The organism is Massilia sp. UMI-21 (assembly GCA_015277795.1).
In the GTDB taxonomy this organism is placed as follows: Bacteria; Pseudomonadota; Gammaproteobacteria; order Burkholderiales; family Burkholderiaceae_D; genus Telluria.
The window spans coordinates 3,346,667-3,372,594 of record CP063848.1 but is presented as its reverse complement, the minus strand read 5'-3'; the positions used below and the strand labels follow the sequence as shown (position 1 = coordinate 3,372,594).

At 67.4% G+C, this 25,928-nt stretch carries 20 protein-coding genes; 15 read left to right on the top strand and 5 right to left on the bottom strand.

The genetic code is table 11. The features are described 5' to 3' along the window. Window positions 1–11: 11 nt before the first annotated feature. From smc to IM543_14820, 6 genes are read left to right on the top strand one after another with little or no spacing between them, the layout of a single operon-like run. Window positions 12–3,539: a chromosome segregation protein SMC gene (smc, locus tag IM543_14845; protein QOY92872.1), complete on the top strand. Its 3,528-nt coding sequence runs from the start codon at window positions 12–14 to the stop codon at window positions 3,537–3,539. Further along, window positions 3,536–4,768 carry a cell division protein gene (locus IM543_14840; protein QOY92871.1) on the top strand — a complete coding sequence of 411 codons (1,233 nt, stop codon included), beginning with the start codon at window positions 3,536–3,538 and terminating at the stop codon, window positions 4,766–4,768. Before smc ends, IM543_14840 begins: the two co-directional genes overlap by 4 nt. A gap of 9 nt (window positions 4,769–4,777) precedes the next feature. Continuing rightward, entirely contained in the window at window positions 4,778–7,117 is a 2,340-nt protein-coding gene (gene ligA / locus IM543_14835) for an NAD-dependent DNA ligase LigA (GenBank protein ID QOY92870.1), read from the top strand. Between the two features lie 10 nt (window positions 7,118–7,127). Further along, window positions 7,128–8,027 (top strand): UTP--glucose-1-phosphate uridylyltransferase GalU, encoded by a 900-nt coding sequence (galU, locus tag IM543_14830; GenBank protein ID QOY92869.1) that lies wholly within the window; start codon window positions 7,128–7,130, stop codon window positions 8,025–8,027. Between the two features lie 2 nt (window positions 8,028–8,029). After that, window positions 8,030–8,566, top strand: coding sequence for a peptide deformylase (locus tag IM543_14825; protein QOY96699.1), 537 nt, complete (start codon window positions 8,030–8,032; stop codon window positions 8,564–8,566). After that, window positions 8,566–9,042, top strand: a complete 477-nt coding sequence (locus tag IM543_14820; GenBank protein ID QOY92868.1) for a hypothetical protein — start codon at window positions 8,566–8,568, stop codon at window positions 9,040–9,042. Before IM543_14825 ends, IM543_14820 begins: the two co-directional genes overlap by 1 nt. Window positions 9,043–9,072: 30 nt before the next feature. Here IM543_14820 and IM543_14815 read toward each other — a convergent pair whose 3' ends face one another. After that, on the bottom strand, window positions 9,073–10,830 hold the full coding sequence (locus tag IM543_14815; protein QOY92867.1) for a DUF885 family protein: 1,758 nt from the start codon (window positions 10,828–10,830) through the stop codon (window positions 9,073–9,075). 241 nt (window positions 10,831–11,071) lie between these two features. Here IM543_14815 and IM543_14810 point away from each other — a divergent pair, with 241 nt between their 5' ends. The 3 genes from IM543_14810 to IM543_14800 are packed head-to-tail and all read left to right on the top strand — an operon-like array spanning window position 11,072 to window position 14,363. Then, the gene (locus IM543_14810) at window positions 11,072–11,470 is read left to right on the top strand and encodes a hypothetical protein (GenBank protein ID QOY96698.1); all 399 of its coding nucleotides are present in this window, start codon (window positions 11,072–11,074) and stop codon (window positions 11,468–11,470) included. Beyond that, a complete protein-coding gene (locus IM543_14805; GenBank protein QOY92866.1) occupies window positions 11,471–12,940 on the top strand; it encodes an AAA family ATPase in 1,470 nt (489 codons plus the stop codon). It abuts the gene before it with no gap. Window positions 12,941–12,947: 7 nt separating this feature from the next. Beyond that, window positions 12,948–14,363 (top strand): response regulator, encoded by a 1,416-nt coding sequence (locus IM543_14800; protein QOY92865.1) that lies wholly within the window; start codon window positions 12,948–12,950, stop codon window positions 14,361–14,363. 16 nt (window positions 14,364–14,379) lie between these two features. Here IM543_14800 and IM543_14795 read toward each other — a convergent pair whose 3' ends face one another. Both IM543_14795 and IM543_14790 read right to left on the bottom strand, forming a co-directional pair. Further along, entirely contained in the window at window positions 14,380–15,597 is a 1,218-nt protein-coding gene (locus IM543_14795; protein ID QOY92864.1) for a pyridoxal phosphate-dependent aminotransferase, read from the bottom strand. A gap of 70 nt (window positions 15,598–15,667) precedes the next feature. Continuing rightward, entirely contained in the window at window positions 15,668–17,158 is a 1,491-nt protein-coding gene (locus IM543_14790; GenBank protein QOY96697.1) for an MFS transporter, read from the bottom strand. A 216-nt stretch (window positions 17,159–17,374) separates the two neighbouring features. Here IM543_14790 and IM543_14785 point away from each other — a divergent pair, with 216 nt between their 5' ends. Both IM543_14785 and IM543_14780 read left to right on the top strand, forming a co-directional pair. Next, window positions 17,375–18,313: an amidohydrolase family protein gene (locus IM543_14785; protein QOY92863.1), complete on the top strand. Its 939-nt coding sequence runs from the start codon at window positions 17,375–17,377 to the stop codon at window positions 18,311–18,313. Between the two features lie 215 nt (window positions 18,314–18,528). Next, window positions 18,529–20,934 carry a DUF5110 domain-containing protein gene (locus IM543_14780; protein QOY92862.1) on the top strand — a complete coding sequence of 802 codons (2,406 nt, stop codon included), beginning with the start codon at window positions 18,529–18,531 and terminating at the stop codon, window positions 20,932–20,934. A 16-nt stretch (window positions 20,935–20,950) separates the two neighbouring features. Here IM543_14780 and IM543_14775 read toward each other — a convergent pair whose 3' ends face one another. Together IM543_14775 and xth are read right to left on the bottom strand one after the other, a co-directional pair. Continuing rightward, complete coding sequence (locus IM543_14775; GenBank protein ID QOY92861.1) at window positions 20,951–21,586, bottom strand: LysE family translocator; 636 nt, start codon at window positions 21,584–21,586, stop codon at window positions 20,951–20,953. A gap of 66 nt (window positions 21,587–21,652) precedes the next feature. Then, entirely contained in the window at window positions 21,653–22,456 is an 804-nt protein-coding gene (gene xth / locus IM543_14770; protein QOY92860.1) for an exodeoxyribonuclease III, read from the bottom strand. 193 nt (window positions 22,457–22,649) lie between these two features. Here xth and IM543_14765 point away from each other — a divergent pair, with 193 nt between their 5' ends. From IM543_14765 to IM543_14750, 4 genes are read left to right on the top strand one after another with little or no spacing between them, the layout of a single operon-like run. Continuing rightward, on the top strand, window positions 22,650–23,480 hold the full coding sequence (locus IM543_14765; protein QOY92859.1) for an ABC transporter substrate-binding protein: 831 nt from the start codon (window positions 22,650–22,652) through the stop codon (window positions 23,478–23,480). Between the two features lie 19 nt (window positions 23,481–23,499). Then, entirely contained in the window at window positions 23,500–24,195 is a 696-nt protein-coding gene (locus IM543_14760) for an amino acid ABC transporter permease (protein ID QOY92858.1), read from the top strand. Between the two features lie 28 nt (window positions 24,196–24,223). Next, entirely contained in the window at window positions 24,224–24,916 is a 693-nt protein-coding gene (locus tag IM543_14755; protein ID QOY96696.1) for an amino acid ABC transporter permease, read from the top strand. Window positions 24,917–24,931: 15 nt separating this feature from the next. Further along, window positions 24,932–25,672 carry an amino acid ABC transporter ATP-binding protein gene (locus tag IM543_14750; GenBank protein ID QOY92857.1) on the top strand — a complete coding sequence of 247 codons (741 nt, stop codon included), beginning with the start codon at window positions 24,932–24,934 and terminating at the stop codon, window positions 25,670–25,672. Window positions 25,673–25,928: the final 256 nt, after the last annotated feature.

The window sequence follows — 25,928 nt, the reverse complement described above, 5'->3', positions numbered from 1 at the left end:
GCCGAAGCAACGTGCGCCTTTCCTCCATCAAATTGTCGGGATTCAAGTCTTTCGTCGATCCCACCAATTTCCAGGTGCCCGGCCAGCTCGTCGGCGTGGTCGGCCCGAACGGCTGCGGCAAGTCGAACATCATCGACGCCGTGCGCTGGGTGCTGGGCGAATCCAAGGCTTCCGAGCTGCGCGGCGAGTCGATGCAGGACGTGATCTTCAATGGCTCCACCCACCGCAAGCCGGCCGGGCGCGCCTCGGTCGAACTGGTATTCGACAACAGCATGGGCAAGGCGGCGGGGCAGTGGGGCCAATACGCCGAGATCGCGGTCAAGCGCACCCTCACGCGCGACGGCACCTCCACCTACTACATCAACGGCCAGCCGGTGCGCCGGCGCGACATCCAGGACATCTTCCTCGGCACCGGCCTGGGCCCGCGCGCCTACGCCATCATCGGCCAGGGCATGATCGCGCGGATCATCGAATCGCGTCCGGAAGAGCTGCGCGTGTTCCTCGAGGAAGCCGCCGGCGTCTCCAAGTACAAGGAACGCCGCCGCGAGACCGAGAACCGGCTCTCCGACACGCGCGAGAACCTGCTGCGGGTCGAGGACATCCTGCGCGAACTGAATGCCAACCTCGACAAGCTGGAGGGACAGGCCGCGGTGGCCAATCGCTTCCACCAGCTGCAGGCCGACCAGGAAGAAAAGCAGAAGCTGCTCTGGCTGCTGCGCAAGAACGAAGCCAAGGCCGAGCAGCTGCGCTACTTCCGCGAAGTCGAAGAAGCGCAGACCGCCCTCGAAGCGCAGACCGCCAAGCTGCGCAACGTCGAGCTCGAGCTGGAAAACATGCGCCAGGCGCACTTCAGCATCGGCGACCGCCTGCACACGGCGCAAGGGGCCCTGTACCAGACCAATTCCGAGATCGGCAGCCTGGAAGCCCAGATCAAGTTCGTGGTCGAGTCGCGCACCCGCCTGCAGAACCAGCTCGGCACCCTGGGCGCGCAGAGGGACGGGTGGCTGGCCCAGCGCCAGGAGTACGAAGAGCAGCTGCAAGAGGCCGAGATCACGCTGGAAGAACTCGGCGCGCGTGCCGAAGGCGCCCAGATCGCGCTCGAAAGCCATGGCGAACGGGTGCCTGAACTGGAAGCCGCCTGGCGCCAGGCCCAGGAGGCTGCTAGCGAGTCGCGCGCCCGCATCATGCAGGTGCAGCAGCGCATCGAGCTGGCCAGTGCCCACCAGCGCAACGCGGCCAATATCCTGACCGGCCTTGCCGGCCGGCGCGAACGCCTGCAACAGGAGCGTAACGGCCTGAACCTGCCGGACAGCGCCACCCTCGACAATCTGCGCCTGCAACTCGAAGAAACGCAGCTGGCGCTGGAAGAGCAGGGCATGCTGCTCGACGAAGCGACGGCGCGCCAGGACGCGGTCGAGCAGGAACGCCGGGACGCGCACGCGCTGGTGGCACGGGAAGGCAGCGCGAACGCCCAGCTGGAAGCCCGCCTGGCCGCACTGCGCCAGTTGCAGGACCGGGTGCAAACCCAGGGCAAGGTCCAGCCCTGGCTGGACAAGCACGAACTGGGCGGCCTGCCGCGCCTGTGGCAGAGGCTCGACATCGAGCCGGGCTGGGAGACCGCACTGGAAGCGGTGCTGCGCGAACGCTCCGGCGCGCTCGAGGTGTCGAATCTCGACTGGGCCAAGGCCTTCTTCGGCGACGCGCCGCCAGCCCGCCTGGCGCTGTACTCGCCGGCCGCCGCGGCGGATGGCCTGGCGCATGGCCCCGACGGCCTGAAGCCGCTCGCCAGCCTGCTGCGCCTGAACGAGCCGGGCCTGCGCGGCGTACTGGCCGACTGGCTGCATGGGGTCTACGTGGCGCAGGACGCCGCCGAGGCCTTCGCCAACCGTGCCCGCCTGCCGCAGGGCGGCAGCTTCGTCACCCGCCAGGGTCACCTGGTCGGCCAGTCCAGCGTGCGCTTCCACGCGCCCGACGCGGAGCAGGACGGCATGCTGGCGCGCCAGCACGAGATCGAGAATACGGCCCGGCAGCTGCGCGCCCAGACCCTGCTGGCGGATGAAGCGAAGAGCCGCGCCGCCCGCGCCGACGCCGCCGTCGCCGACCTGACCCGGCGTTTGCAGGATGCGCGCCAGCGCTGCGCCACCTTGCAGCGCGAAGTGCATGCGCTGCAGATCGACGTGCTCAAGCAGAGCGAGATCGAGGCCCGTTTCAATCAGCGCAGCGGCCAGATCGGCGCCGACCTGCTCGAAATCGCCGCCCAGGAAGCCGAGCAGCGGCAAGCCGCCGCGGAAGCCGAGCAGGAATTCGAGCAGCTCGACATGGAACTGGCCGAACTGCAGGGCGGCCACGAGGACGGCCAGGCCGCCTTCATGGAAAAGGAACAGCTGCTCGCCGACGCGCGCCAGAAGCTGCGCGACCTCGAGCGCGGCGCCCAGGAGGCGCAGTTCGCCGAGCGTTCGCAGCGCAGCAAGATCGAGGAGCTGCGCCGCAACATCGGCACCGCTACCAGCCAGGCCGAGCAGGTCGGCGCCAGCCTCGGCGCCGGCAGGCTGGAGCTCGAGGCGCTCGAAGCCGGCACCGCCCACGAGGGCCTGCAGGTGCTGCTGGACAGGCGCAGCACCCAGGAACGCGCGCTGGCCGACGCCCGCCATGAGCTCGACCAGATCACCCAGCAACTGCGCCAGTTCGAGGAAATGCGCATGGGGAACGAGCGCAGCCTGCAGCCACAGCGCGACCGCATCACCGAGCTGCAACTGAAGGAACAGGCCGCGCGCCTGAACCAGGAACAGTTCGCCGAGGCGCTGGCCGGCACCGGCGCAGTCGAATCCGAGCTGCTCGACAAACTCACGCCGGACATGAAGCCGCAATACCTGCAGGGCGAAGTCACGCGCCTGACCAATGCCATCGGCGCGCTTGGCGCGGTGAACCTGGCGGCGGTGGACGAGCTGGCCCAGGCGACCGAGCGCAAGCGCTACCTCGATTCGCAGTACAACGACTTGCAGGAAGCGATCGCCACGCTGGAAGACGCGATCCACCGCATCGATCGCGAGACCCGCGACCTGCTGCAGGATACGTTCGACCGCGTGAATACCCACTTCTCGGAGCTGTTCCCGATCCTGTTCGGAGGCGGCCAGGCCAAGCTGGTGATGACCGGCGACGAGATCCTCGATGCCGGCGTGCAGGTGATGGCCCAGCCGCCGGGCAAGAAGAACGCCACCATCCACCTGCTCTCGGGTGGCGAGAAGGCGCTGACGGCGACCGCGCTGGTATTCTCGATGTTCCGCCTGAACCCGGCGCCGTTCTGCCTGCTGGACGAGGTGGACGCCCCGCTGGACGACGCCAATACCGAGCGCTTCTGCCGCATGGTCAAGCGCATGTCGGACCATACCCAATTCCTCTTCATCTCGCACAACAAGATCGCGATGGAGATGGCCAACCAACTGATCGGTGTGACGATGCAGGAGCAGGGCGTATCGCGCATCGTGGCGGTGGACATGGAGTCCGCCGCGAATTTCGCAACTGAGGCACAAGCAGCATGACTGATTTCCAAATGAGCCTGATCGCAGCCGCCGGCGTGTTTGTCGCCGGTGTCTTCTCTTACAACAAGTGGCAGGAGTACAAGGCCCGCAAGAGCGTCGAGCGCGCATTCGCATCGGACCATGACGATGTCCTGATGCACAGCGGCGAAACCGCCGTCGAGCGCCAGGAACCGGTGCTCGACATCGGGGCGGAATCCTCGCTGGCGCCGCTGGACGTGGAGCCGCTGGACGTGGAGCCGGGCGTGTCGACGCCCGATGCCGCCGTGCCGGCGGACGAACCGGCGGCCCCGGTCCCGCCCACACCCGAGCCTGCACCGGCGCCGGCCGTGGCCCCGGCCACGCCAGGCGCTGCGCGCACGCCGACCACGGTCGCTTCGCTCGCGCCGGCCGCGCCGCCGCCGGGCGCCACGCCGCACGCGCCGCCTTCCGAGCTGGCCGAGAGCCTGGTCGACCCGCTGATCGACTGCATCATTCCGCTCAATTTCGAAGGCGCGCTGCGCGGCGACAAGATCCTGCCGGCGCTGCAGACCCTGCGCCGCGTCGGCAACAAACCGATCCACTACGTGGGCTTCGCCGTCAGCGGCGAGTGGGAGCCGATCGTGCACGGCGGCGTTTACACCAAGCTGCAGGCCGGCGTGCAGCTGGCCACCCGTACCACGGCCCTCAACGAGATCGAATACTCGGAACTGGTGACGCGCCTGCGCGCGGTGGCCGACGAGATCGGCGCCGAGCCGGAAGTGCCGGACATGATCGAAGTGATGAGCGAAGCGCGCACGCTGCACCGTTTCGTGGCCGGCCACGACGCCCAGCTGGGCGTGAACCTGGCCGCCAACGGCGCCCCATGGGCGATCTCGACCCTCATCGGGGCGCTGGAAAACCAGGGCTTCGACGTGCGTCCGGACGGCAGGTTCTCGATGCCCGACGGGGCGGGTGGCGTGCTGTTTACGCTGTCGACCAATGTCACCCTGGGCGCCGACACCACCAACCGCCTGACCCTGCTGCTCGATGTGCCCTGCGTGGCCCCGAGCCGCGACGGCTTCGGCGCCATGGTCAAGTGCGCCAAGGAACTGACCCTGCGCCTGGACGCGACCATCGTCGACGACTTCGAGCAGCCGCTGCTCGACCCGGCGCTGGAAGAAATCAAGGGCCAGGTCGCCGAGTTCTACCAGGAGATGGAAGCCTCCGACATCCCGGCCGGCTCCACCCGCGCGCTGCGCCTGTTCGTTTGAGGACGCGGCATGACGGTCCCACAGGATGCCCAGCAGCGCATGGACTGGCTGGTCGAGGAACTCAACCGCCACATCTATAACTACCATGTGCTCGACGCGCCGACCATTCCGGACGCCGAGTACGACCGCCTGTTCCGGGAACTGCAGGAGCTCGAAGGCGCCTACCCCCAGGCCGTCAAGAACGATTCCCCGACCTCGCGCGTCGGCGCCGCGCCGATTCCCGAATTCAAGCAGGTCACGCACTCGGTGCCGATGCTTTCGCTGAACAACGGCTTTGCCGACGAAGACGTGGAAAACTTCGACCGCCGCGTGCGCGACGGGCTGGATGCGCAGCAGGTGGCCTACTCGAGCGAACTGAAGTTCGACGGCCTGGCGATCAGCCTGCGCTACGAAAACGGCGTGTTCGTGCAGGCCGCCACGCGCGGCGACGGCTATACCGGCGAGGACGTCACCGCCAACATCCGCACCGTCCGGGTGATTCCGCTGCGCCTGCATGGCAGCGCCGTGCCCGCCGTTCTGGAAGTGCGCGGCGAAGTCCTGATGTTCAAGGACGATTTCGCGCGCCTGAACGAACGCCAGCGCGCGGCCGGGCAGAAGGAATTCGCGAACCCGCGCAACGCGGCCGCGGGCAGCCTGCGCCAGCTCGATGCGCGCATCACGGCCCAGCGCAAGCTGCGCTTCTTCGCCTACGGCATCGGCCGCCTCGAAGGGGCCGCGCTGCCCGATTCGCACTCGGCGGTGCTCGACTGGTTCGAGCGCCTCGGCCTGCCGGTATCGAAAGAACGCGAGGTCGTCACCGGCTGCGAAGGATTGCTGGGCTACTACCGCGCCATTGGCCAGAAGCGCGCCACGCTGCCGTATGAGATCGACGGCGTGGTCTACAAGGTCGACCAGGTCGCCGACCAGGCCCGGCTCGGCTTCGTGTCGCGCGCGCCGCGCTTCGCGCTGGCGCACAAGTTCCCGGCCGAGGAGGCGCTCACCACGGTCTCGGCGATCGACGTGCAGGTCGGCCGGACCGGCGCCATCACGCCGGTGGCGCGTCTGCACCCGGTGTCGGTCGGCGGCGTCACCGTCACCAACGCCACCCTGCACAACGAGGACGAAGTGCTGCGCAAGGACGTGCGCGTGGGCGACACCGTGATCGTGCGCCGGGCCGGCGACGTCATCCCCGAAGTGCTGTCGGTGGTGCTGGAGCGCCGCCCGTCGCCCGAACCGGTGCGCTACAAGCTGCCCGACACCTGCCCGGTGTGCGGCTCGCACGTGGTGCGCGAAGAAGGCGAGGCGATCGCGCGCTGCTCCGGCGGCCTGGCCTGCGCGGCCCAGCGCAAGGAAGCGATCCGCCACTTCGCCGGGCGCCGCATGATGGACATCGAAGGTCTGGGCGACCGCTACATCGACAGCCTGGTCGAGTGCGACCTGGTCCGCGGCGTGGCCGACCTGTACCGGCTCACCCTTGACGACCTGCTCGCCATGAAGCGCATGGCCGACGAGCGCGAGGGCACGACCCCCGAGACCGTCAAGCAGGGTAAAGTGGCCACCAAATGGGCCGACAATCTGCTCGATGCCATCCAGGCCAGCAAGAACCCGCCGCTGGAGCGCCTGCTGTTCGCGCTCGGCATCCGCCATGTGGGCGAGTCGACCGCCAAGACCCTGGCCGACTGGCTCGGGCGCTTCGAGCTGGTGCGCCAGGCGCCGGAGGCGCTGCTGCGCGTGCTGCCCGACATCGGCGGCACCGTGGCCGAGGCCATCGCCGAATTCTTCGCGGAAGAGCAGAATCAGCGCGAGATCGACGCGCTGCTGGCGGCCGGCGTCACCCCGCGCGGCGAGCACGCGCCCAAGGCGCAGTTGCGCGAGAAGCTCGAAGAAGTGAACCTGCTGGCGGCGCTCGGCATCCCGAAGCTCACCGAGCCGCGCGCTCGCCAGCTGCTGGCGGCCGGCCAGAGCCTGGCATCGCTGGCCCACCTGAACGTGTTCGGCGTGTTCGGCTTGCCAGGCAACGTGGCCGCCGCGCTGGAAGAGTGGATGCAAATCCCGGGCAATCGCGAGCAGGTCGCCGCGCTGGCCGGGCTGCGCGCCGAGCTGCTGGCCCAGCTGCCGCAAGCAGCACCGGCCACCGAAGGCGTTTTCTCCGGCAAGACCTTCGTGCTCACCGGGACCCTGCCGACCATGAGCCGCGATGCTGCCGGAGCGCTGATCGAAGCCGCGGGCGGCAAGGTGTCCGGTTCGGTATCGAAGAAAACCTCGTACGTCGTCGCCGGCGCCGAGGCCGGCAGCAAGCTCGCCAAGGCCGAGGAACTCGGCGTCACCGTCCTCGACGAAGCGGGGCTGCTGGCCCTGCTCGGGCAATAAAGGAAACAGCATGACCCTGATTCGCAAAGCGGTATTCCCCGTGGCCGGCCTCGGCAGCCGCTTCCTGCCGGCCACCAAGGCGCAGCCGAAAGAAATGCTGCCCATCGTCGACAAGCCGCTGATCCAGTATGCGGTCGAAGAAGCGGTGGCGGCCGGCATCACCGAAATGGTCTTCATCACCGGGCGCAACAAGCGCGCCATCGAAGACCATTTCGACAAGGCCTACGAACTCGAGGCCGAGCTGGAGGCGCATGGCAAGCAGGCCCTGCTCGACGTCGTGCGCAACGTCATTCCGAAGAACGTCAATTGCATCTACATCCGCCAGTCGGCGCCGCTGGGCCTGGGCCACGCGGTGCTGTGCGCGCGTCCGGTGATCGGCGAGGAGCCCTTCGCGGTGCTGCTGGCGGACGACTTCATGGACACCGACCCGCCTACCCGCCCGGTGCTGGCCCAGATGACCGACCTGTATGCCTACGAGCGCTCGAGCATCCTGGCGGTGCAGGACGTCGCGCGCGAGAACACGCGCCAGTACGGGATCGTCAGCGCCTCGAGCTACCGCCCGGACCTGGAACTGGTGTCCGGCATCGTCGAGAAGCCGGCGCCGGAAGTGGCGCCATCCACGCTGGCGGTGGTCGGCCGCTACGTGCTCTCCGGCTCGATCTTCGCCTATCTCGAGAACCTGGGCACCGGCGCCGGCGGCGAGATCCAGCTCACCGACGGCATCGCCGCGCTGATGCGCGACGAACGCGTGCTGGCCTACCGCTACCAGGGCCAGCGCTACGACTGCGGCTCCAAGCTCGGCTACCTGCAGGCCACCGCGGCGATCGGCCTGAAGCACCCCGAGACCGCGGAAGGCTTCCGCGCCAGCCTGGCCGGCTTGCTGGAAGCCGAACAGATGCGAGGGAAGTGAGCATGGCCGTCCGCGAGATCCTGCGCATGGGCGATCCGCGCCTGCTGCGCGTGGCCGACAAGGTCGAGGCATTCGACACGCCCGCGCTGCACGCCCTGATCGCCGACATGTTCGAGACCATGCACGCAGCCAATGGCGCGGGGCTGGCGGCGCCGCAGATCGGCGTCAACCTGCAACTGGTGATTTTCGGATTCGCCAGGAACGGGCGCTACCCGGAGGCGCCGCCGGTGCCGGAGACGGTGCTGATCAATCCCGTGCTCAGGCCCTTATCGGAACAGATGGAAGAGGGCTTCGAGGGCTGCCTGTCTGTGCCGGGCCTGCGCGGCAGCGTGCCGCGCCACACCAGGCTGCACTACGAGGGCGTCGACCAGTTCGGCAATCCGATCGTGCGTGATGCCGATGGCTTCCATGCGCGCGTGGTCCAGCACGAGGTGGACCACCTGCACGGCATCCTGTACCCGATGCGGATCCGCGACTTTTCCCGCTTCGGCTTCACCGAAGTGATGTTCCCGGATCTCGATCCGAAGGCCGACGACTGATGCGTTGCTTACTCCTTGCGCTGCTGCTGGCAGCGCTGCCGGCGCGGGCCGGCGACCTGTTCACCAGCATCGATGCCGCGCCGACAAGCGAAATTTGGCTCGACACCGGTTTCGCCACCGCCCACTTCGATAGCAGCAAGGACCTGAACGGCGCCAACAAGGGCCTGAGCGCCGAGTACCGCTTCAGCGGCAGCATGGCCGCCACCGCCGGACGTTTCCACAACAGCGACCGCCGGTGGTCGAACTATGCGGGCCTGATCTGGCAGCCGTATGCGCTGGGACCGGTGCGCCTGGGGCTGGCCGTGGCGGCCTTCGACGGCTATCCGCACATGCGCGACGGCGGCTGGTTTCCGGCGGCGATCCCGACCCTGACCTACGAGTACCGGCGGGTGGGGCTGAATGTGGGGATCATCCCGACCTACAAGGACCGCCTGTATGGCGGGGTGTCGTTCCAGCTCAAGTTCCGCTTGCTGTAGGGTGGGCGGCGTGGCCGCCCACCCGGGGCATCACGATTCCTTCGGATACGGACTCGGCCCGCCGTCCGCGATGAACGCGTCGATCCGCTGCTGCAGCACCGGCAGCGGCACCGAGCCCAGTTGCAGCACGGTGTCGTGGAAGTGGCGGATATCGAACTTCGGCCCCAGCGCCTGTTCCGCCCGCGCGCGCGCTTCCTGAATCGCCATCTGGCCCAGATAATAGGACAGCGCCTGGCCCGGCCACGAGATGTAACGGTCGACTTCGGTTTCCACTTCGTGCTTGGCCAGCGCCGTGTTTTCCATCAGGTAGGCCAGGGCCTGCGCGCGGGTCCAGCCCTTGGCATGGATGCCGGTGTCGACCACCAGGCGCGCGGCGCGCCAGGCCTGGTAGCTCAGCATGCCGAAGTGCTCGTAGGGTGTCTCGTAGATGCCCATCTCCACGCCCAGGCGCTCCGCGTACAGGGCCCAGCCTTCGCCGAAGGCCGAGATGTAGGCGCGCCGGAAGGGCGGGACGTTTTTCTGTTCCTGGGCCACCGGCATCTGGAAGGCGTGCCCGGGAGCCGACTCGTGCAGGGTCAGCGCCGGCAGGCTGTAGAGCGCGCGCGCCGGCAGGTTCCAGGTGTTGACCCAGTACGAACCCGGGCCGCCGCGGCCGGCGGTGTAGAAGGGCGCCTGGTCGTCGGGTACGGGAATGATCGCGAAGCGGCGGCGCGGCAGGTAGCCGAAGTACTGGTCGGCCTTGGCGTCGAACTTCTTGGCGGTCCAGGCGGCCTGCATCAGGAGTTCTTTCGGCGTCTTCGCATAGAACTGCGGATCGCTGCGCAGGAAGGCCAGGAAGGCCGGCAGGTCTCCCTTGAAATCGACCTGCTTCATCACCGCGTGCATCTCGGCGCGGATCTTCGCCATCTCGGCCAGGCCAATCGCGTGGATCTGCTGCGCCGTCAGGTTCGTGGTGGTGAACTCGACGATCTTCGACTGGTAGTAGGCCTTTCCGCCGGGCATACTCTCAGCCGCCAGGGTGGTGCGCGCTCCTGGCAGGTATTCGGTGCGGAAGAAGGCCAGCACCCTGGCGTAGGCCGGCTGTACCGCGTCCCGGATGACGCGCGCGGCCTGTTCGCGCAGTGCTTCCTGCTCGGCGGGCGGCAGCGTGGCGGGCATGTTCTTGAAGGGCAGGAACAACACCGTTTCCTGCGGCGTCTTCGCTTCGGCGATCGGCACCAGGGCCACGTCGCGCCCCTTCAGGCTCACCTGCGGCGGCGTGAAGCCGCGCGCCAGGCCGGCGCGCATGTTAACGGTCTCCTGGGCAAAATAGTCGGGCAGGGCAGCCAGCTGCTTCAGGTAGTTCCGGTAATCCTCGGCCGTCCTGAACGGGCGGCGCGCGGTGAAGGTAAGATTGGTCCAGAACGCGCTGTCGGCATTCACCGGCTGCTCGTATTCGCGGAAGCGCTGGGCGTCCAGCAGTGCGGCGATCTGGGCCCGGTACACGGCAAAGTTCACCTGCTCGGCAGGCGAGAGCTCGGACTCCTTGACGCCGTCGAGCTCCTTCAGGATGTCTTCCCAGTACCGGCGGCGCGCTTCCTGCGCCGGAGCGTCCACCCGGGCCAGGACCGGGCTCACGCCGCGATCGGTGTCGGCGCGGGCAAGGTGTTCCGAAACGCGCCATTTCCATTCTTTGGTGTAGATTGTCTTGAAGCGCGCATCGGCGCTCGTGGCGGCCGCCGCCGGCGCGATCGCGCACATCAGCACAATACATGCGGCCGACAGGACGGCACCCAGCTTGTTTTCCATGGTTCCCCGCGAATGATGATGAGCAGAATTGCTCGGTGACACAATCTTAGCCGGGATCGGCCTGTGTGACACTAAGAGAAATGTTTCTGAAGAAGGATGGAGGATTGATCAGTTCGACGTTACGACAAGTTATAATGCGCGCTGCTCCGGGAGTTCGGTTCATTTCCCTCCGCTGCCAGACAGCGTGAGCCCAGTAGCTCGACACCACCACCAGCGGCATTCATTGTTGAACGACGAAGACATGACGAATAGTACGGATGCGCCGGATCCCTCCGAGGGGAGCGGGCGGCTGATGCACGCATGGCGGCACATCGCACAGCATCTGTGCCCCCTGATCGGGGAAAGCGGCTTTTGCGCCTTGTTCGGCCGTGCCCTCCACGTGATCGAACCCGAACATGCCTGGCTCGCGCCGGAGCAGCCGTGCCGCGCGCCGGAGCAGCTCTTTACCTCGCTGGAGGAACGCCTGGTGCTGGTGGACGCGGACCGCGCCGCCGCCGCCAATGACGCACTGCTGCGGACCTTCACGCAATTACTTGCCACACTTATCGGGGAAAGACTGACCCAGCGCCTGCTGGCGTCGGCCACAGCCGCCGCCGACGCGATGCAAGGCCAGCAGAAGAATGCACAGGAGCACAAATAAATGACCGACAAAGTAAGCTTGGGAAAATTGGCCAGCGGGGTAGCGGGGCTCGATATTCTCTTGGGCGGTGGACTGAACGAGTTCTCCTTCAACCTGATCACCGGCGCGCCCGGCTGTGGCAAGACCACGCTGGCGCACCAGATCATGTTCTCGCTGGCCGATTCGGAGCATCGGGCCCTGTTCTTCACGGTGCTGGGCGAGCCGCCCCTGAAAATGCTGCGCTACCAGCAGCAATATTCCTTCTTCGACGCCGACAAGATCGGCAGCGCGATCCGCTACATCAACCTGGCTGCCGACCTGCGCGCCGGCGACTTCAGCGGCGTGCTCGAACGCATTACCCAGGAAGTCGAGGATTTTGCCCCGAGCCTGGTGTTCGTGGACTCCTTCCGTTCCGTGATCCAGACCGGCAAGGGCGGTTTCGAGGGCATGACCGACCTGCAATTCTTTGTCCAGGAACTCGGCACCCGCATGACCAGCTGGTTGGCCACCACCTTCCTGATCGGCGAGTACCAGCACAACGAGGTCGAAGCCAACCCGGTCACCACCGTCGCCGACGGCATGATCGCGCTGAGCCAGACGCATGACGATAACGCCGTGGTACGCAAGATGCGGATCGTCAAGATGCGCGGCCAGGCGCACATGACGGGTTCGCACACTTTCCGCATCACGAACGATGGCGTGCGCGTCTACCCGCGCCTGCTGCCGCCGCTGGCGGACGACCGCGAGCCGGGCGTTCCGGTGGACCGCGAGCCGCGCCGCATCGCCACCGGCGTGCCGGGGCTGGACGAGATGCTGCACGGCGGCCTGCCGCAGGGGCACTCGCTGCTCGCGGTCGGCCCGACCGGCTGCGGCAAGACCATCCTGGGCTCGAAATTCCTGCGCGCCGGCGTCGAGCGTGGCGAGAAGGGCGTGATCATGTGCTTCGAAAAAGGCACGGCGCGCCTGCGCAACGCCGAGATGGCGGCGATGATCCAGGCCGGACAGGTGGCCGTGGTCGAAAGCCGCCAGATCGACATGACCGCCGAGGAGTTCGAGGACGAGCTCATGTCCGCCATCGAGCGCACCGGCGCGGCCCGCGTCGTGATCGACTCGCTGTCCGAATTCAGGATGTACCTCGCGCCGGAAGGGCGGCGCGACCTGCGCGAAGGCGTGTTCCGCATCCTCAGCAGCCTGGCCAAGCGCGGCGTCTCAACCGTGGTGACGGTGGGCCTGGACGACCGCGCGGTCGACATGAACTACGCCCAGGCCGAGATGGCCTACCTGACCGACGCCATCGTGGCGATGCGCTATGCCGAGAGCGATGGCCACGTCCGGCGTTTCATCTCGGTGGTCAAGGTGCGCGGGTCCGACCACAGTCACGATGTGCGCGAGTACCGCATCACGGACGACGGGATCGACATCGACACGATCCCGGCGCAGGTGAACGGGGTGCTCTACGGCCGGGTCGACGGCGTAAAGACCGACGAATGAGCCCCACATGGGAACGTTTGATGAATCGCGCACCGACTCCGAGCAACGTTCCCTGATGAGCGAGAACAATCAATTCGACGACACGCTGCGCGAGCACGCGCTGCAGCAACGGATCGCCGTGCTCGAGGCCGAGCTGTCCCATGCCCGTGTCCTGGCGCGGGAGCACACCCGGCTCGAAGCCCAGATCGAGCAACTGCGCGAGGCGAACGAGCACCTGGTGATGGCCACCGTGAGCGCACAGTCGCTGCGCGACCTGGCCGAAGCCACCAACCGCCGCCAGACCGAATTCCTGGCCATGCTGGCGCACGAACTGCGCAATCCGCTCGCGCCGCTGAGCATGTCGGCCAGCCTGCTGCAGGCCCTGGCCGGCAGCGCCGGCGCCGCCGCCCAGGGCGCCCAGGGCGCCCAGCTGACCCAGGTGGCCGGCGTGGTGCGGCGCCAGGTCGACCAGATGGCGCGCCTGCTCGACGACCTGCTCGACGCCGCCCGTATCAGCAGCGGCAAGATCACCCTGTCGGTGCGGCCCCTGCTGCTGGCGGGCGCGCTCGACCAGGCCGTGGAAACGGTCGCGCCGCGCATCCGCGAGCGTGGCCAGTCTCTGCACGTCGAATTCCCCGCCGAGCCGCTGACGATCGAGGGCGATCCGGTGCGCCTGACCCAGGTCTTCGCCAACCTGCTCGGCAACGCCTCCAAATACACGGGTGACGGTGGATGCATCCACCTGCGCGCCTGGCGCGCGGACCAGGAAGTGGTGGTCGAGGTGCGCGATAACGGCGCGGGTATCGCGCCCGAGATGCTGCCGCGGATTTTCGACCTGTTCATCCAGGGACCGCGCTCGCTGGCACGCTCCGAGGGCGGCCTGGGCATCGGCCTGAACGTGGTGCGCAACCTGGTCGGCATGCATGGCGGCGTGGTCAGCGCCGAGAGCCATGGCGAGGGCCAGGGCAGCAGCTTTACCGTCCGCCTGCCGCTTTCGGGCGGAGCGGCGCCGGTCGCCGAAGTCCCGGCAGGCCCCAGCACGGCCGAAGACGCCTGCCGGATCCTGCTGGTCGAAGACAATGTCGACGCCTGCGACACCTTGCGGGCACTGCTCGAGCTTGCCGGCCACGACGTCGCGGTGGCCTACGACGGCCGCGCCGGCCTGGAAGCGGCGCAGACGCGCCACTACGACATCGTGGTCTGCGACATCGGACTGCCCGGCATCGACGGACTGGAAATCGTCCGGCAACTGCGGCGCACGCAGTCCGCCGAACCGCCTGCGCGGCGCTCGTTTATCATCGCGCTGTCGGGCTATGGCCAGCTGGAGGACCGCGAGCGCGCCCTCGGCGCCGGATTCGACCGCTACCTGGTGAAACCGGCCGCGCCGGACATCCTGCTCGACCTGGTCGGCCAGGCGCGCGCCTTCTTCCGGCAGCGCGCCTGACCGGGCAGCGGGCGCTTCAGGCCCCGCTGCGCAGGACGCGCTCCAGGCGCGCCACGGCTTCTTCGATGCGCTCCAGGCGGGTCGCGTACGAGAAGCGCACGTGCCGGCTCGGCGCGGCGAACCCGAAATCGTCCCCCGGCACGATCGCCACATGGGCCTCGCGCAGCACCGACCAGGCAAAGGCGCTGCTGTCGCCGCTGTCGCGGTGCGCCAGCGCCGCGATGTCCGCGTACACGTAGAAGGCCCCGTCCGGCATCACCGGCACCCGGAAGCCGAGTGCGCGCAGGGCCGGGACCAGGTAGTCGCGGCGGCGCTGGAATTCGCGGCGGCGCTCCTCATAGATGCCGAGCGCTTCCGGGGTGAAGCAGGCCAGCGCGGCCTGCTGGGCCACGGTGGGGGCGCAGATGAACAGGTTCTGGGCCAGTTTCTCGAAGGTCGGCACCAGGCTATCCGGCACCACCAGCCAGCCCAGGCGCCAGCCGGTCATGCTGAAATACTTCGAGAAGCTGTTGACGGTGATGACGTCCGGATCCAGCGCCAGCGCGCTGACCGGCTGGTGGTCGTAGGACAGGCCCTGGTAGATCTCGTCGATGATGGCAAAGCCGCCGCGTGCGCGCACGGCGCCGAGCATGTCGCGCAGTTGCGCGGGCGTCATCGAGGTCCCGGTCGGGTTCGAGGGCGAAGCCACCAGCACGCCGCGGGTGCGGTCGCGCCAGTTGCCGTCCACGTGCGCCGCGCTGAGCTGGTAACGGTCTTCGCTGGACGCCGGCACCAGCACCGGCTTGCCGCCGAAGGCGGAAACGAAATGACGGTTGCAGGGGTAGCAGGGGTCGGGCATCAGGACCTCGTCGCCCTCGGCCACCAGGGCGGCGCAGGCCAGCAGCAGGCCGGCCGACGCGCCGGCGGTGACCACGATGCGGCGCGGATCGATGTCGAGGCCGTGCACCTGCGCGTAATGGCCGGCGATCGCCTCGCGCAGTTCGCGCAGGCCAAGCGAATCGGTGTACTGGGTGGTGCCGGCCTTGATGGCTTGCATCGCCGCATGGGCGACGATGTCGGGCGCGGTGAAGTCCGGCTCGCCGACGCTCATGCTGATGACGTCGATGCCGCCGCGTTTCATTTCGCCGGCCGCTTTCACCATTTCCATGACGCGGAAGGGTTCGATGGCGTGGACGCGCTGGGCGACCTGCAGGGCGCGCGTGGCCCGGGTGTCGGAGGAAGTAGGGATGCTCATGCCGGAATCCGTCAAATCGGATCCGCCATGATACCGTAGCGCGGTCGGCAGAGCCGACCGCGCCACAGGTTTACTGGTGCGCGTTGTGGGTCGCCGTCAGGCGCCGCATCAGAGGCAGCGCCGCCAGCGCAATCAGGGTGCAGACGATCGCCGCCATCCCCAGCTTGTTGAACAGGCTGGTATACACCGGCAGCGTCTGCAGCGGATCGGTCATGCCCTCCGGCACCGCGGCCAGGTTGGCCACCACGCCGCCCAGGTATTGCGAGATGCCGACCCCGACGTAGTAGGCGCCCATCATGAAGCCGCCCATGCGCGCCGGCACGTATCGGGCGATCATGGCCAGGCCCAGGCCGCTCACCAGCAATTCGCCCAGCGAATACAGGCCGTAGCCGGCGATCATGATCCAGGACGAAGTCAGGCCGTTCACGGCGAAGGCGCCCGCCACCCCGTAGGTGAAGAAGCCGGCCGCCACCACCGCGAAGCCGAGCGCGAACTTGGCGGCGATCGAGATGTCCTTGCCGCTGCTGCCGGCGCGGGTGTAGATCACGGCCAACACCGGGCTCAGGACCATGATCCAGATCGCGTTCAGTGCCTGGAACTGCGCCGGCGACCAGGTCCACAGGTGGGCGCCCAGCACGGTGAAATCGAGGTCGACGTTACGCAGCGCGAACAGCGACAGCGAGGTCGACATCTGCTGGTAGAAGATGAAGAAGAACACGGTCTGCAAGGTCAGTACCAGCGCCGCGATCAAGCCCGCCCGCTCGCTCGGCTGGCTGGTGCGGATCAGGTGGGCGAAGATGCCCAGCACCACGATGCCGGCCACATAGACGAAGGCGCGCGCGAGTTCGCGGTTTTCGAGGATGACGGCCGATGCCGCCACCGCCACCACACCGCCCGCCAGCACCGCCAGCAGGCGTTTCATGCGCAGCGGTTCGGCGTCCGGCGGCGAGCCGATATGCCCGATGGTCTTGCGCAGCACGCCCACCGTCAGCAGGCCGACCGTCAGGCCGACGCTGCACACGGCAAAGGCGACGTGCCAGCCCAGGTTGCCGCCGTAGCTCGCGTTGACGTAGTCCTTGATCCAGGGCGTGGCCAGCATCGAGAAGGTCGAGCCGACATTCACCGCCATGTAGTAGATGGTGAAGGCGCTGTCGATCTTCGAATCGTCGCCTTCGTAGATCTTGCGCACCAGGTTGGCCGTGTTCGGCTTGAACAGGCCGTTACCGACCACGATCACGCCGAGCGCCGAGAAGGTCATCCAGGTATTGGTGGTCGGCACCGCCATCAGCGCGTAGCCGAGGGTCAGGATCAGCGCCCCCAGGATCATGCAGCGGCGGGTGCCGAGCACCTTGTCGCCGATCCAGCCGCCGATGGCCGGGGCCACGTAGATCAGGGCCGCCGCGGCGCCCCAGACCAGGTTGGCGCGGCTATCCGCGAAGCCCAGGCGCTGCACCATGAAATACACGATCAGCGCCTGCATGCCGTAGTAGCCGAAGCGCTCCCACAGTTCGATCAGCGCCACCGTGAGGAAGGAGCGGGTCTGGCTCATGGGCTGGCTCATGGGATGGCCCAGCTGCGGCGAAAAGTCGTTCTTCATGTGTCTCCTTGCTGTTGTTATCGGTTCGCCGCGCTCGGGCTGCGGCCGGCGGACATCCGGCGATCGTACGCGAGCGGCATGCAAGATGCAATCTTGACAGGCGTTGGTGCCGATGCGATAACATGCCCCTTCGGCCGGCCGCAAACCGGCCTGCCGGTCCACTCCCTGCAAGGTGTATGTATGCGATGTCTTTCCGTTCTCCTGTGCGCCGCCCTGGCCGCGCCAGCCGTTTGCGCCGCCCCTGTCGTGACGGCGCCGCTGGCGGACCACCACCAATACGTCTACAGTCCGGCCGCGGCGGCCTACATGTCCTCGGCCACAACGCTGCTGCGGCCGGTGTCGGCGCAAGACCTGATCCCGCAGCTCGACGCCGCCGGCATCGAACGCGCCGCGCTGCTGTCGGTGGCCCATGTCTATGGACAGCTGCTGCGCTCGCAGCGCGAGGAGTACGCGCGGGTGCGCGCCGAGAACGACTGGGCGGCGCGCCAGGCCGCTGAATTCCCCGAGCGGCTGGTGGCGCTGTGCAGCGTCGATCCGCTCAAGGAGTACGCGCTGGCCGAGCTGGCGCGCTGCGCCGCCAGCCCCGGGTTCGGGCGCGGCATCAAGCTGCAGCCGGCCGCCGGCGGCGTCCAGCTGGACGACCCGCAACAGGTCGAGCGCCTGGCCCGCGTGTTCCGCGCGGCCAATGCGCGCGGCATGGCCATCGTGCTGCAACTGGGCCGGACCGGCGCCCGCGAAGCGCGCCTGCTGGTCGACCGGCTGCTGGCGCAGGCGCCCGACGTGCCGGTGCAGGTGGCCTATTCCGGCCGGGACGAAGCCGCGCTGCAGCTGGCCGCGCTGGCGGTGCTGGCCGATGCCGCCGCGCGCCACGACCCGCGCATGCGCCAGGTATGGATCGACGCCACCTCGCTGGCGCGTCCGGGCCTGTCGGCAGCCGACGCGCGCAGGCTGATGCGGCGCCTGCGCCAGGTCGGCATGGAGCGGGTGCTCTACGGTTCCGACGCTGCGGTCGGCGTGGACGTCCGGCCGCGCGACGCCTGGGCCAGCTTCCGCAGCCTGCCGCTCACCGAGGCCGAGGCGGCGCGGGTGGCGGGCAATGTGATGTCCTATCTGCGCTGAGGGCGCGGCGAAGTCCGGTTACATCGACGCCCACGCCCGACGCGATGCCGACCCGGCCGGCCTCGCACGCGCGAAGGAGGCGCGAAGGGGGCGCATGGCGTCGCATCCCGCGATGTGGCGGACTCATCGTGTAATTTAATTACATTGCCACTTTTTCAGGGCGCGATTTTCTGTCATGCTCTGGCTTGAGCTCAACAACCACCATCGCCCCTCCCATGACGAAAACCACGATCGCCCGGCTCCTCCTGTGCCTCATGGCCAGTCCGCTTGCTGTCGCCAACGCCGCCGAGCGCCAGCTGCAAGGCGTCACCCGCAACCAGAACACCCTGGAGCTGGCCACCAGCGACGGCCGCTACCTGATCAAGCCGTATTCGGCGCATGTGGTCGAGACCACCTTCATTCCGAACGGCCAGCAGTTCGAGCCGGCCTCGCACGCGGTGGTGCTGGCGCCTGGCGACGTGGGCGCCACCCTCAAGGTCGAGGGGAACCGCATCGAATTCGCCACGCCGGGCATCAGCGTGGTGGTCGACCGGCAGCCCTTCCGCATCAGCTACCTGTACAAGGGCAAGCCGCTGGTGGCGGAGAAGGGTGGCTACGAAAAAGCCGGGAAGTTCGAGAGCATCGAATTCGCGCTGGACGGGGACGAGGCCCTGTATGGGGCGGGCGCGCGCGCGGTCGGCATGAACCGGCGCGGCCAGCGCTTCCAGCTGTACAACAAGGCCGACTACGGTTACGGCGAGCGCTCGCAGCTGCTCAACTTCACGATCCCGGTCGCGCTGTCCTCGAAGAAGTATGCGATCCACTTCGACAATCCGCAGGTGGGCTACCTCGATTTCGACAGCCGCAAGGACGGCACGCTGCGCTATGAAGTGATCGGCGGGCGCAAGACCTACCAGGTGGTGGCCGGCGACAGCTGGGCCGAGGTGATGGCCAATTACACTGGCCTGACCGGTCGCCAGCCGCTGCCGCCGCGCTGGGCCTTCGGCAATTTCGCCAGCCGTTTCGGCTACAAGACCGAGGCCCAGACCCGGGCCGTGGTCGACAAGTTCGCGCAAGAGAAGATTCCGCTGGATGCGGTGGTGCTCGACCTGTACTGGTTCGGCAAGGAGGTCAAGGGCACGATGGGCAACCTGGCCTGGGACCGCGACAGCTTCCCGCACCCCGAGCAGATGATGGCGGACTTCCGGAAGCAGGGCGTGAAGACCATCGTCATCACCGAACCCTTCGTCCTGACCACCTCGAAGCGCTGGCAGGAGGCGGTGGACCGCAAGGTGCTCGCGCTGGACGGCGCCGGCAAGCCGGCCACCTACGATTTCTACTTCGGGAACACCGGCATCGTCGACCTGTACACCGAACGGGGACGCGACTGGTTCTGGAACGTCTACAAGGACTTGAAGAAAGGCGGCGTCGCCGGCTGGTGGGGCGACCTGGGCGAGCCCGAAGTGCATCCGTCCTGGGTGCGGCACGGCGAAGGCGGCGCGCTTGGCGCGGACCAGGTACACAACATCTACGGCCACGACTGGGCGCGCCTGATCGCCGAGGGCTACAAGAAAGACTTCCCGAACCAGCGTCCGTTCATCCTGATGCGCGCCGGCTACTCGGGCTCGCAGCGCTTCGGCATGATCCCATGGTCGGGCGACGTCAGCCGCGGCTGGGGCGGCCTGCAATCGCAGCTGGAGATCTCGCTCCAGATGGGCATGCAGGGACTGGCCTACATGCACTCGGACCTCGGAGGGTTTGCAGGATCCGTGCTGGACGACGAACTGTACGTGCGCTGGCTGCAGTACGGCGTGTTCCAGCCGGTGTTCCGCCCGCATGCGCAGGACGAGGTGGCGCCGGAGCCGGTGTTCCGCGCCGAGCGCACCAAGGTGCTGGCGCGCGAGGCCGTATGGCTGCGCTATGCCATGCTGCCGTATAACTACACGCTGGCCTTCGAGAACAGCCAGACCGGCATGCCCCTGATGCGTCCGGTGCTGTTCGAAGAAGACGGCGCGACCGGCCTGTCGTCCACCTACCTGTGGGGCCGCGACTTCCTGGTGGCGCCGGTGGTGGAGCCGGGCGCGACGCGCAAGGAAGTCCACTTCCCGGGCAAGGACAGCGTCTGGTTCGACTTCCACACCGGCGAGAAGCACCGCGGCGGCATTACCGAGGTGGTCAAGCCGGTCGAGGCCAGCATCCCGGTGTTTGTGCGCGCCGGCGCCTTCATCCCCATGGCGAAGGTGGTGCAGACCACGCGCGACTACAGCACCCGTCACATCGACCTGCACTACTACCACGACGCCGGCGTGACCGGCGCCGCAGGCCAAATGTACGACGACGACGGCGAGACCGTCGATGCCTATGCCAAGGGCCAGTACGAGATCGTGCGCTTCAGCAGCCGTTTCATCGGCAATAGCGCCGACGGCCGGCTGGAGATCGGCCTGCGGACCGAGACCGGCAAGGCGCAGGCGCCGGGCGAGCGCGGTTTCGCGCTCAAGGTCCACAATGTGGAGCGCAAGCCGCGCGCGGTGACGGTCGATGGGCGTGCCGTCGCCTTCAGCTGGAACGGCAAGCACAAGCTGCTCGAGGTGCCGGTGGCGGCCCGCAGGCAGCCCTCCGGCAAGGTGGTGATCAGGCTGTGATGAAAGGGGCGCGCTGTCAGCGCGCCACGATCAGGCGCAAGCCCAGTCCGACGAAAATCGCGCCCGCCATCCGGTCCAGCCACAGCCCGGCGCGCGGGGTGCGCTTGAGCCACTGCCCGATCGCGCCGGAAAAATAGCCCAGCAGGCCGAACAGCAGTGCGGCCTGCAGCGTAAACGCCAGGCCCAGCCAGCCGATCTGCCAGTTCGCATCGCCGCGCGCGGCGACCACGAACTGCGGCAGGAAGGACAGGAAGAACAGCACGACTTTCGGATTGATGGCATTGGCCAGCAGTCCCTTGAAGAACAGCTGGCGCGCCGATTCGTCGGGGACCGCGCGCGCCACCTGATCGGTGTCCTGCACCGCGCCGCGGCTGCGCAGCGCACCGATGCCCATCCAGATCAGGTACAGGCCGCCGGCAATCTTCAGGGCCGTGAAGGCCGTCGGCGAGGCGGCGATCAGGGCGCTCACCCCGATCACGGCCAGCAGCGTGTGGTTCAGGCAGCCCAGCGCGCAGCCCAGGCCGAAGGCAATGCCGCGCGCCCGTCCCTTGGCGATGCCGACCCCCAGCACCATCATGTTGTCGGGGCCGGGCGACAGGGTGATCAGGATGGCGGCGGTCAGGAATCCAAGGAACTGTTCGGGCGTGAGCATGACGAAAACCGGTCGGGAAACGGACCAGTATGGTAGCGCAAAGTGTGCGCCCGGATACTACCCGGCTCAGCCCTTGGCGGTCGGCTGGATGACTGCATCCATGTCGAGTTCGACCCAGGTCGGCGCGTGGTCGCTCGGCTTCTCCTTGGCGCGCTGGAACTTGTCGACGCCGGCGGCGCGCAGGGCGGGCGCCAGCGCGGGGCTGAGCAGCAGGTGGTCGATGCGGATGCCGGCGTCGCGCCCGAAGGCGTTGCGGAAGTAATCCCAGAAGGTGTAGATCACCTCGTCCGGGTGCATGGTGCGCAAGGCGTCAAGCCAGCCCTGCGCCATCAGGCGTCCGAAGGCTGCGCGCGACTCCGGCCGGAACAGGGCGTCGTCGACCCAGCGCTCGGGCTTGTAGACATCGAGTTCGGTCGGGATCACGTTGAAGTCGCCGCACATGAGCACCGGCGCCTCCGTTTCCATCAGTTCGGCGCCGCGCGCGATCAAGCGCTCGAACCAGGCCAGCTTGTAGTCGAACTTCGGCCCCGGCGCCGGATTCCCGTTCGGCAGGTACAGGCCGCAGACGACGATGCCCTGGTAGACCGCCTCGATATAGCGGCTCTGCTCATCCGACGGATCGCCCGGCAGGCCGCGCTGCAGTTCCTGGGCCGGGCCGTCGCGGGTGAGGATGGCCACGCCGTTCCAGCTCTTCTGGCCATGCCAGAGCGCGTGGTAGCCGGCATCGAGAATCGCCGCTTCCGGGAATTTCTCCTGCGGCGCCTTGAGTTCCTGCAGGCAGACCACATCGGGCTTGCGTTCGTCGAGGTACTCGAGCAGGGCGCCCAGGCGGGCGCCGATTCCGTTGACGTTGTAAGTGACGATCAGCATCTTGTCTCCTGCGGTTCATGATCTGCCCGCTACTCTAGCATGCGCGAACGGCAACACGCCGTGCTTGTCATATTGAACATTATCCGGCGCTTATAGTCCAGAGCACATTTTCTTATGGCTAATTGATCGTTCGGCCATGGAAGATCATGCCCTATACTGGCGTGATCAAATTTTTAGCAGTCTGGAGAAGAACATGTTCACCCGCCGTCACATCCTCATCGCGACGCTCGCCCTGAGCGCCAACCTCGCCGCCGGCGCCGCGCATGCCGACCAGCTGGCCGACATCCGCAAGAAGGGCGAGATGGTGTTCGGCGTGCTGGGCACCGACGAGCCGAACAGCTTCATCGACCCGAAGAACCGCCAGCTGATCGGCTACGAGATCGACATCGCCACCGCGGTCGCAAAGAAGATCGGCGTCACCCCCAGGTTCAGGCAGATGTCGGTGTCGAGCCGCATCCCCGCGCTGCAGCAGGGCCACGTCGACGTGCTGGCCGCCACGCTGACCCACAACAAGGAACGCGAATCGCAGGTGGACTTCGCGCTGACCCACTTCGTCACCGGCTCGAAGGTCATGGTGCGCGCCGGAAGCGGCGTGAGCGCGCTGCCCCAGTTGGCGGGCAAGAAGGTGGTCACTGTGCGCGGCGGCACCCAGGAATCCAACATCCGCAAGGCCGTACCCAGCGCCGAGGTGGTGACCTTCGAGAACACCCAGCAAGCCTTCCAGGCCCTGCGCCAGGGCAAGGGCGTCGCCTACGTCAACGACGAATCCTCGCTGTTGGCCGACTATGGCAAGCTGGGCCCGGCCGCCAAGGGCTTTACCATCCTGCCGACCAGCATCGGCATCGAGTCGATCGCGCTCGGCCTGCGCAAGGGCGAGAAGAACCTGAAGGCCGTGGTCGACGAGACCCTGCGCGCCCTGGAAGCCAGCGGCGAAGCCGAGAAGCTGTTCAACAAGTGGTACGGCCCGGGCACCCGCGCCAATATCGCCAAGCGCAGCTTCAAGATCAGCACCGACAAGATCTGAGTCGCACCGGGTCTTTACCTTGCCGTCTTTCGATTTATCCATCCTGCAATCCGGCCAGTACCATGACTGGCTGGTGCAGGGACTCATCCTGTCGCTGCAGCTGACAGCCGCGAGTTTCGTCTTCGCCCTGCCGTTCGGCGCGCTGCTGGCCGTCATGCGCAGCTTCGGCCCGGCGCCCCTGCGCGCGCTGGGCGCCTCGATTGTCGAGGGCATCCGCAACGTGCCGCTGCTGGTGCACCTGCTGTTCTGGTACTTCGCCTTCCCCGAATTGCTGCCCGAGGGGGCGCGAGAATTGCTGTACGCACACAACCCGGAAGCCGTCTGCGCCGTGATCGCGCTGGCGCTGTACAGCGGCGTGCACATGGCCGAGGACATCCGCAGCGGCATCCGCGCCGTGCCGGGCAGCCAGCTCGAGGCCGCGCGTTCGCTCGGCCTGGGCCGCGTCGCCAGCCTGCGTTTGGTGCTGCTGCCGCAGGCCTTGCGCGCATCGATTCCGCCGCTGCTGTCGCAGACCGTCAACCTGTGGAAGGACAGCAGCGTGGCCACCGTCATCGGCGCCGCCGAACTGATGTACCAGGCCGCGCGGGTGGAGACCAGCAGCTTTCGCAGCGTCGAAGCGTTTACTTTCGCAACGCTGGCCTACCTGACGGTGTCGCTCCTGATCTCCTTCGCCGCCTGGCTGTTCCAGCGGCGCTACCCGGTCCGGCCGGCCTGAGGATCGCTCCATTACCATGCTGAATTCCATCCTTGCGCTCATCGACACCTACTGGCTGTACTTCCTGGTCGGCCAGTATCCCGACGGCCCGCTGGGCGGCCTGGCGCTGACCGTGCTGCTGTCCGGCGGCGCCCTGTTGCTGGCCATGCCGCTCGGCCTGCTGCTGGGGGTGGCGCGCGTGAGCAGCCGGCGCGCGCTGCGCTGGCCGGTGGCAAGCCTGGTGCAGCTGGTGCGCGCGGTGCCGCTGCTGCTGGTGGTGTTCTGGGTCTATTTTTTCCTGCCGGCCGTCACCGGCGTCAAGACGGGCCAGGCCACCACCATGCTGATGGTGCTGGTGCTGTTCGACGGCATCTACCTGGCCGAGATCGTGGCCGCCGGCATGCGCGCGCTGCCGAAAGGGCAGCTCGAGAGCGCCCGCGCGCTCGGCCTGTCCTACCCGCAGGCGCTGCGCCTGGTGGTGCTGCCGCAGACCTTGCGCAATGGGCTGCCCTCGATCGTCAGCCAGTTGGTCTCGACCATCAAGGCAACCTCGCTCGGCTACATCATCGGCCTGTCGGAAGTGTCCTTCATCGCGACCCAGATCAATACCCTGGTGTTCACCCAGGCGGTCGAGGTCTACCTGATCCTGGCGCTGAGCTATTTTGTTCTCTGTTTTGGCCTGTCGCGCCTGGCCTTCCTGTTCGAGCGCCGGCTGCAGCGCCGCGTCGTCCAGGCATCGTAAAAGGAAGCACAATCGATGATCGTTCTCGATCAAGTCAACAAGTGGTACGGCCAAGGGCCGACCAGATACCACGCCCTCGTGGATGTCAGCGAAGAGGTGAAGCAGAACGAGGTGGTGGTCGTGTGCGGCCCCTCCGGTTCCGGCAAGTCGACCCTGATCCGCACCCTCAACCGGCTCGAGGAAATCGACGGAGGCCGCATCGAGATCGATGGCCGCGACATCCATGCCAAGGGCGTGGACGTGAACGCCCTGCGCGCCGGCATCGGTTTCGTGTTCCAGCACTTCAACCTGTTCCCGCACCTGACGGTGCTGGAGAACTGCACGCTGGCCCCGGTCAACCTGAAGCGCGCCAGCGAGCCGGAAGCGCGCGCCTACGCCATGGAATTGCTCGAGCAGGTGGGCCTGGCGCACAAGCGCGATGCCTACCCCAACGCGCTCTCGGGCGGCCAGCAGCAACGCGTGGCGATCGCCCGCAGCCTGGCGATGCGTCCGCCCGTGATGCTGTTCGACGAACCCACCAGCGCCCTCGACCCGGAAATGGTGGGCGAGGTGCTGGGCGTGATGCGCTCGCTGGCGGGGCAGGGCATGACCATGGTCTGCGTGACCCACGAGATGGGTTTCGCGCGCGAGGTCGCGGACCGGATCCTGTTCATGAGCGAAGGCCGCATTCTGGAGCGCGCCAGCCCCGAGGACTTCTTCACCCGTCCGCAGCACCCGCGCGCGCAGCAGTTCCTGGCCGACCGCCGGGGCGGCTAGGAACGCCTGGCAAGACCACTGGATAGACCGTCAACAGATGAGCGAGCAGCCAGGCGAAAGGAAGGCCTGATGGATGTCTACCGGACTGGGACAGTCCACCCTTGTAGCTCGCAACATGACGTGAACAATAGGGCCCTGTTCACAGCGAGGACAGATATCTCGAATTTCCGGAATGCTCGCATCACGATCCCTCTTTAGAACTCATAAGGTTTGCTCCTGGCCCAGCCTGTGTAAAAACTCATTAACTGGATCCGTA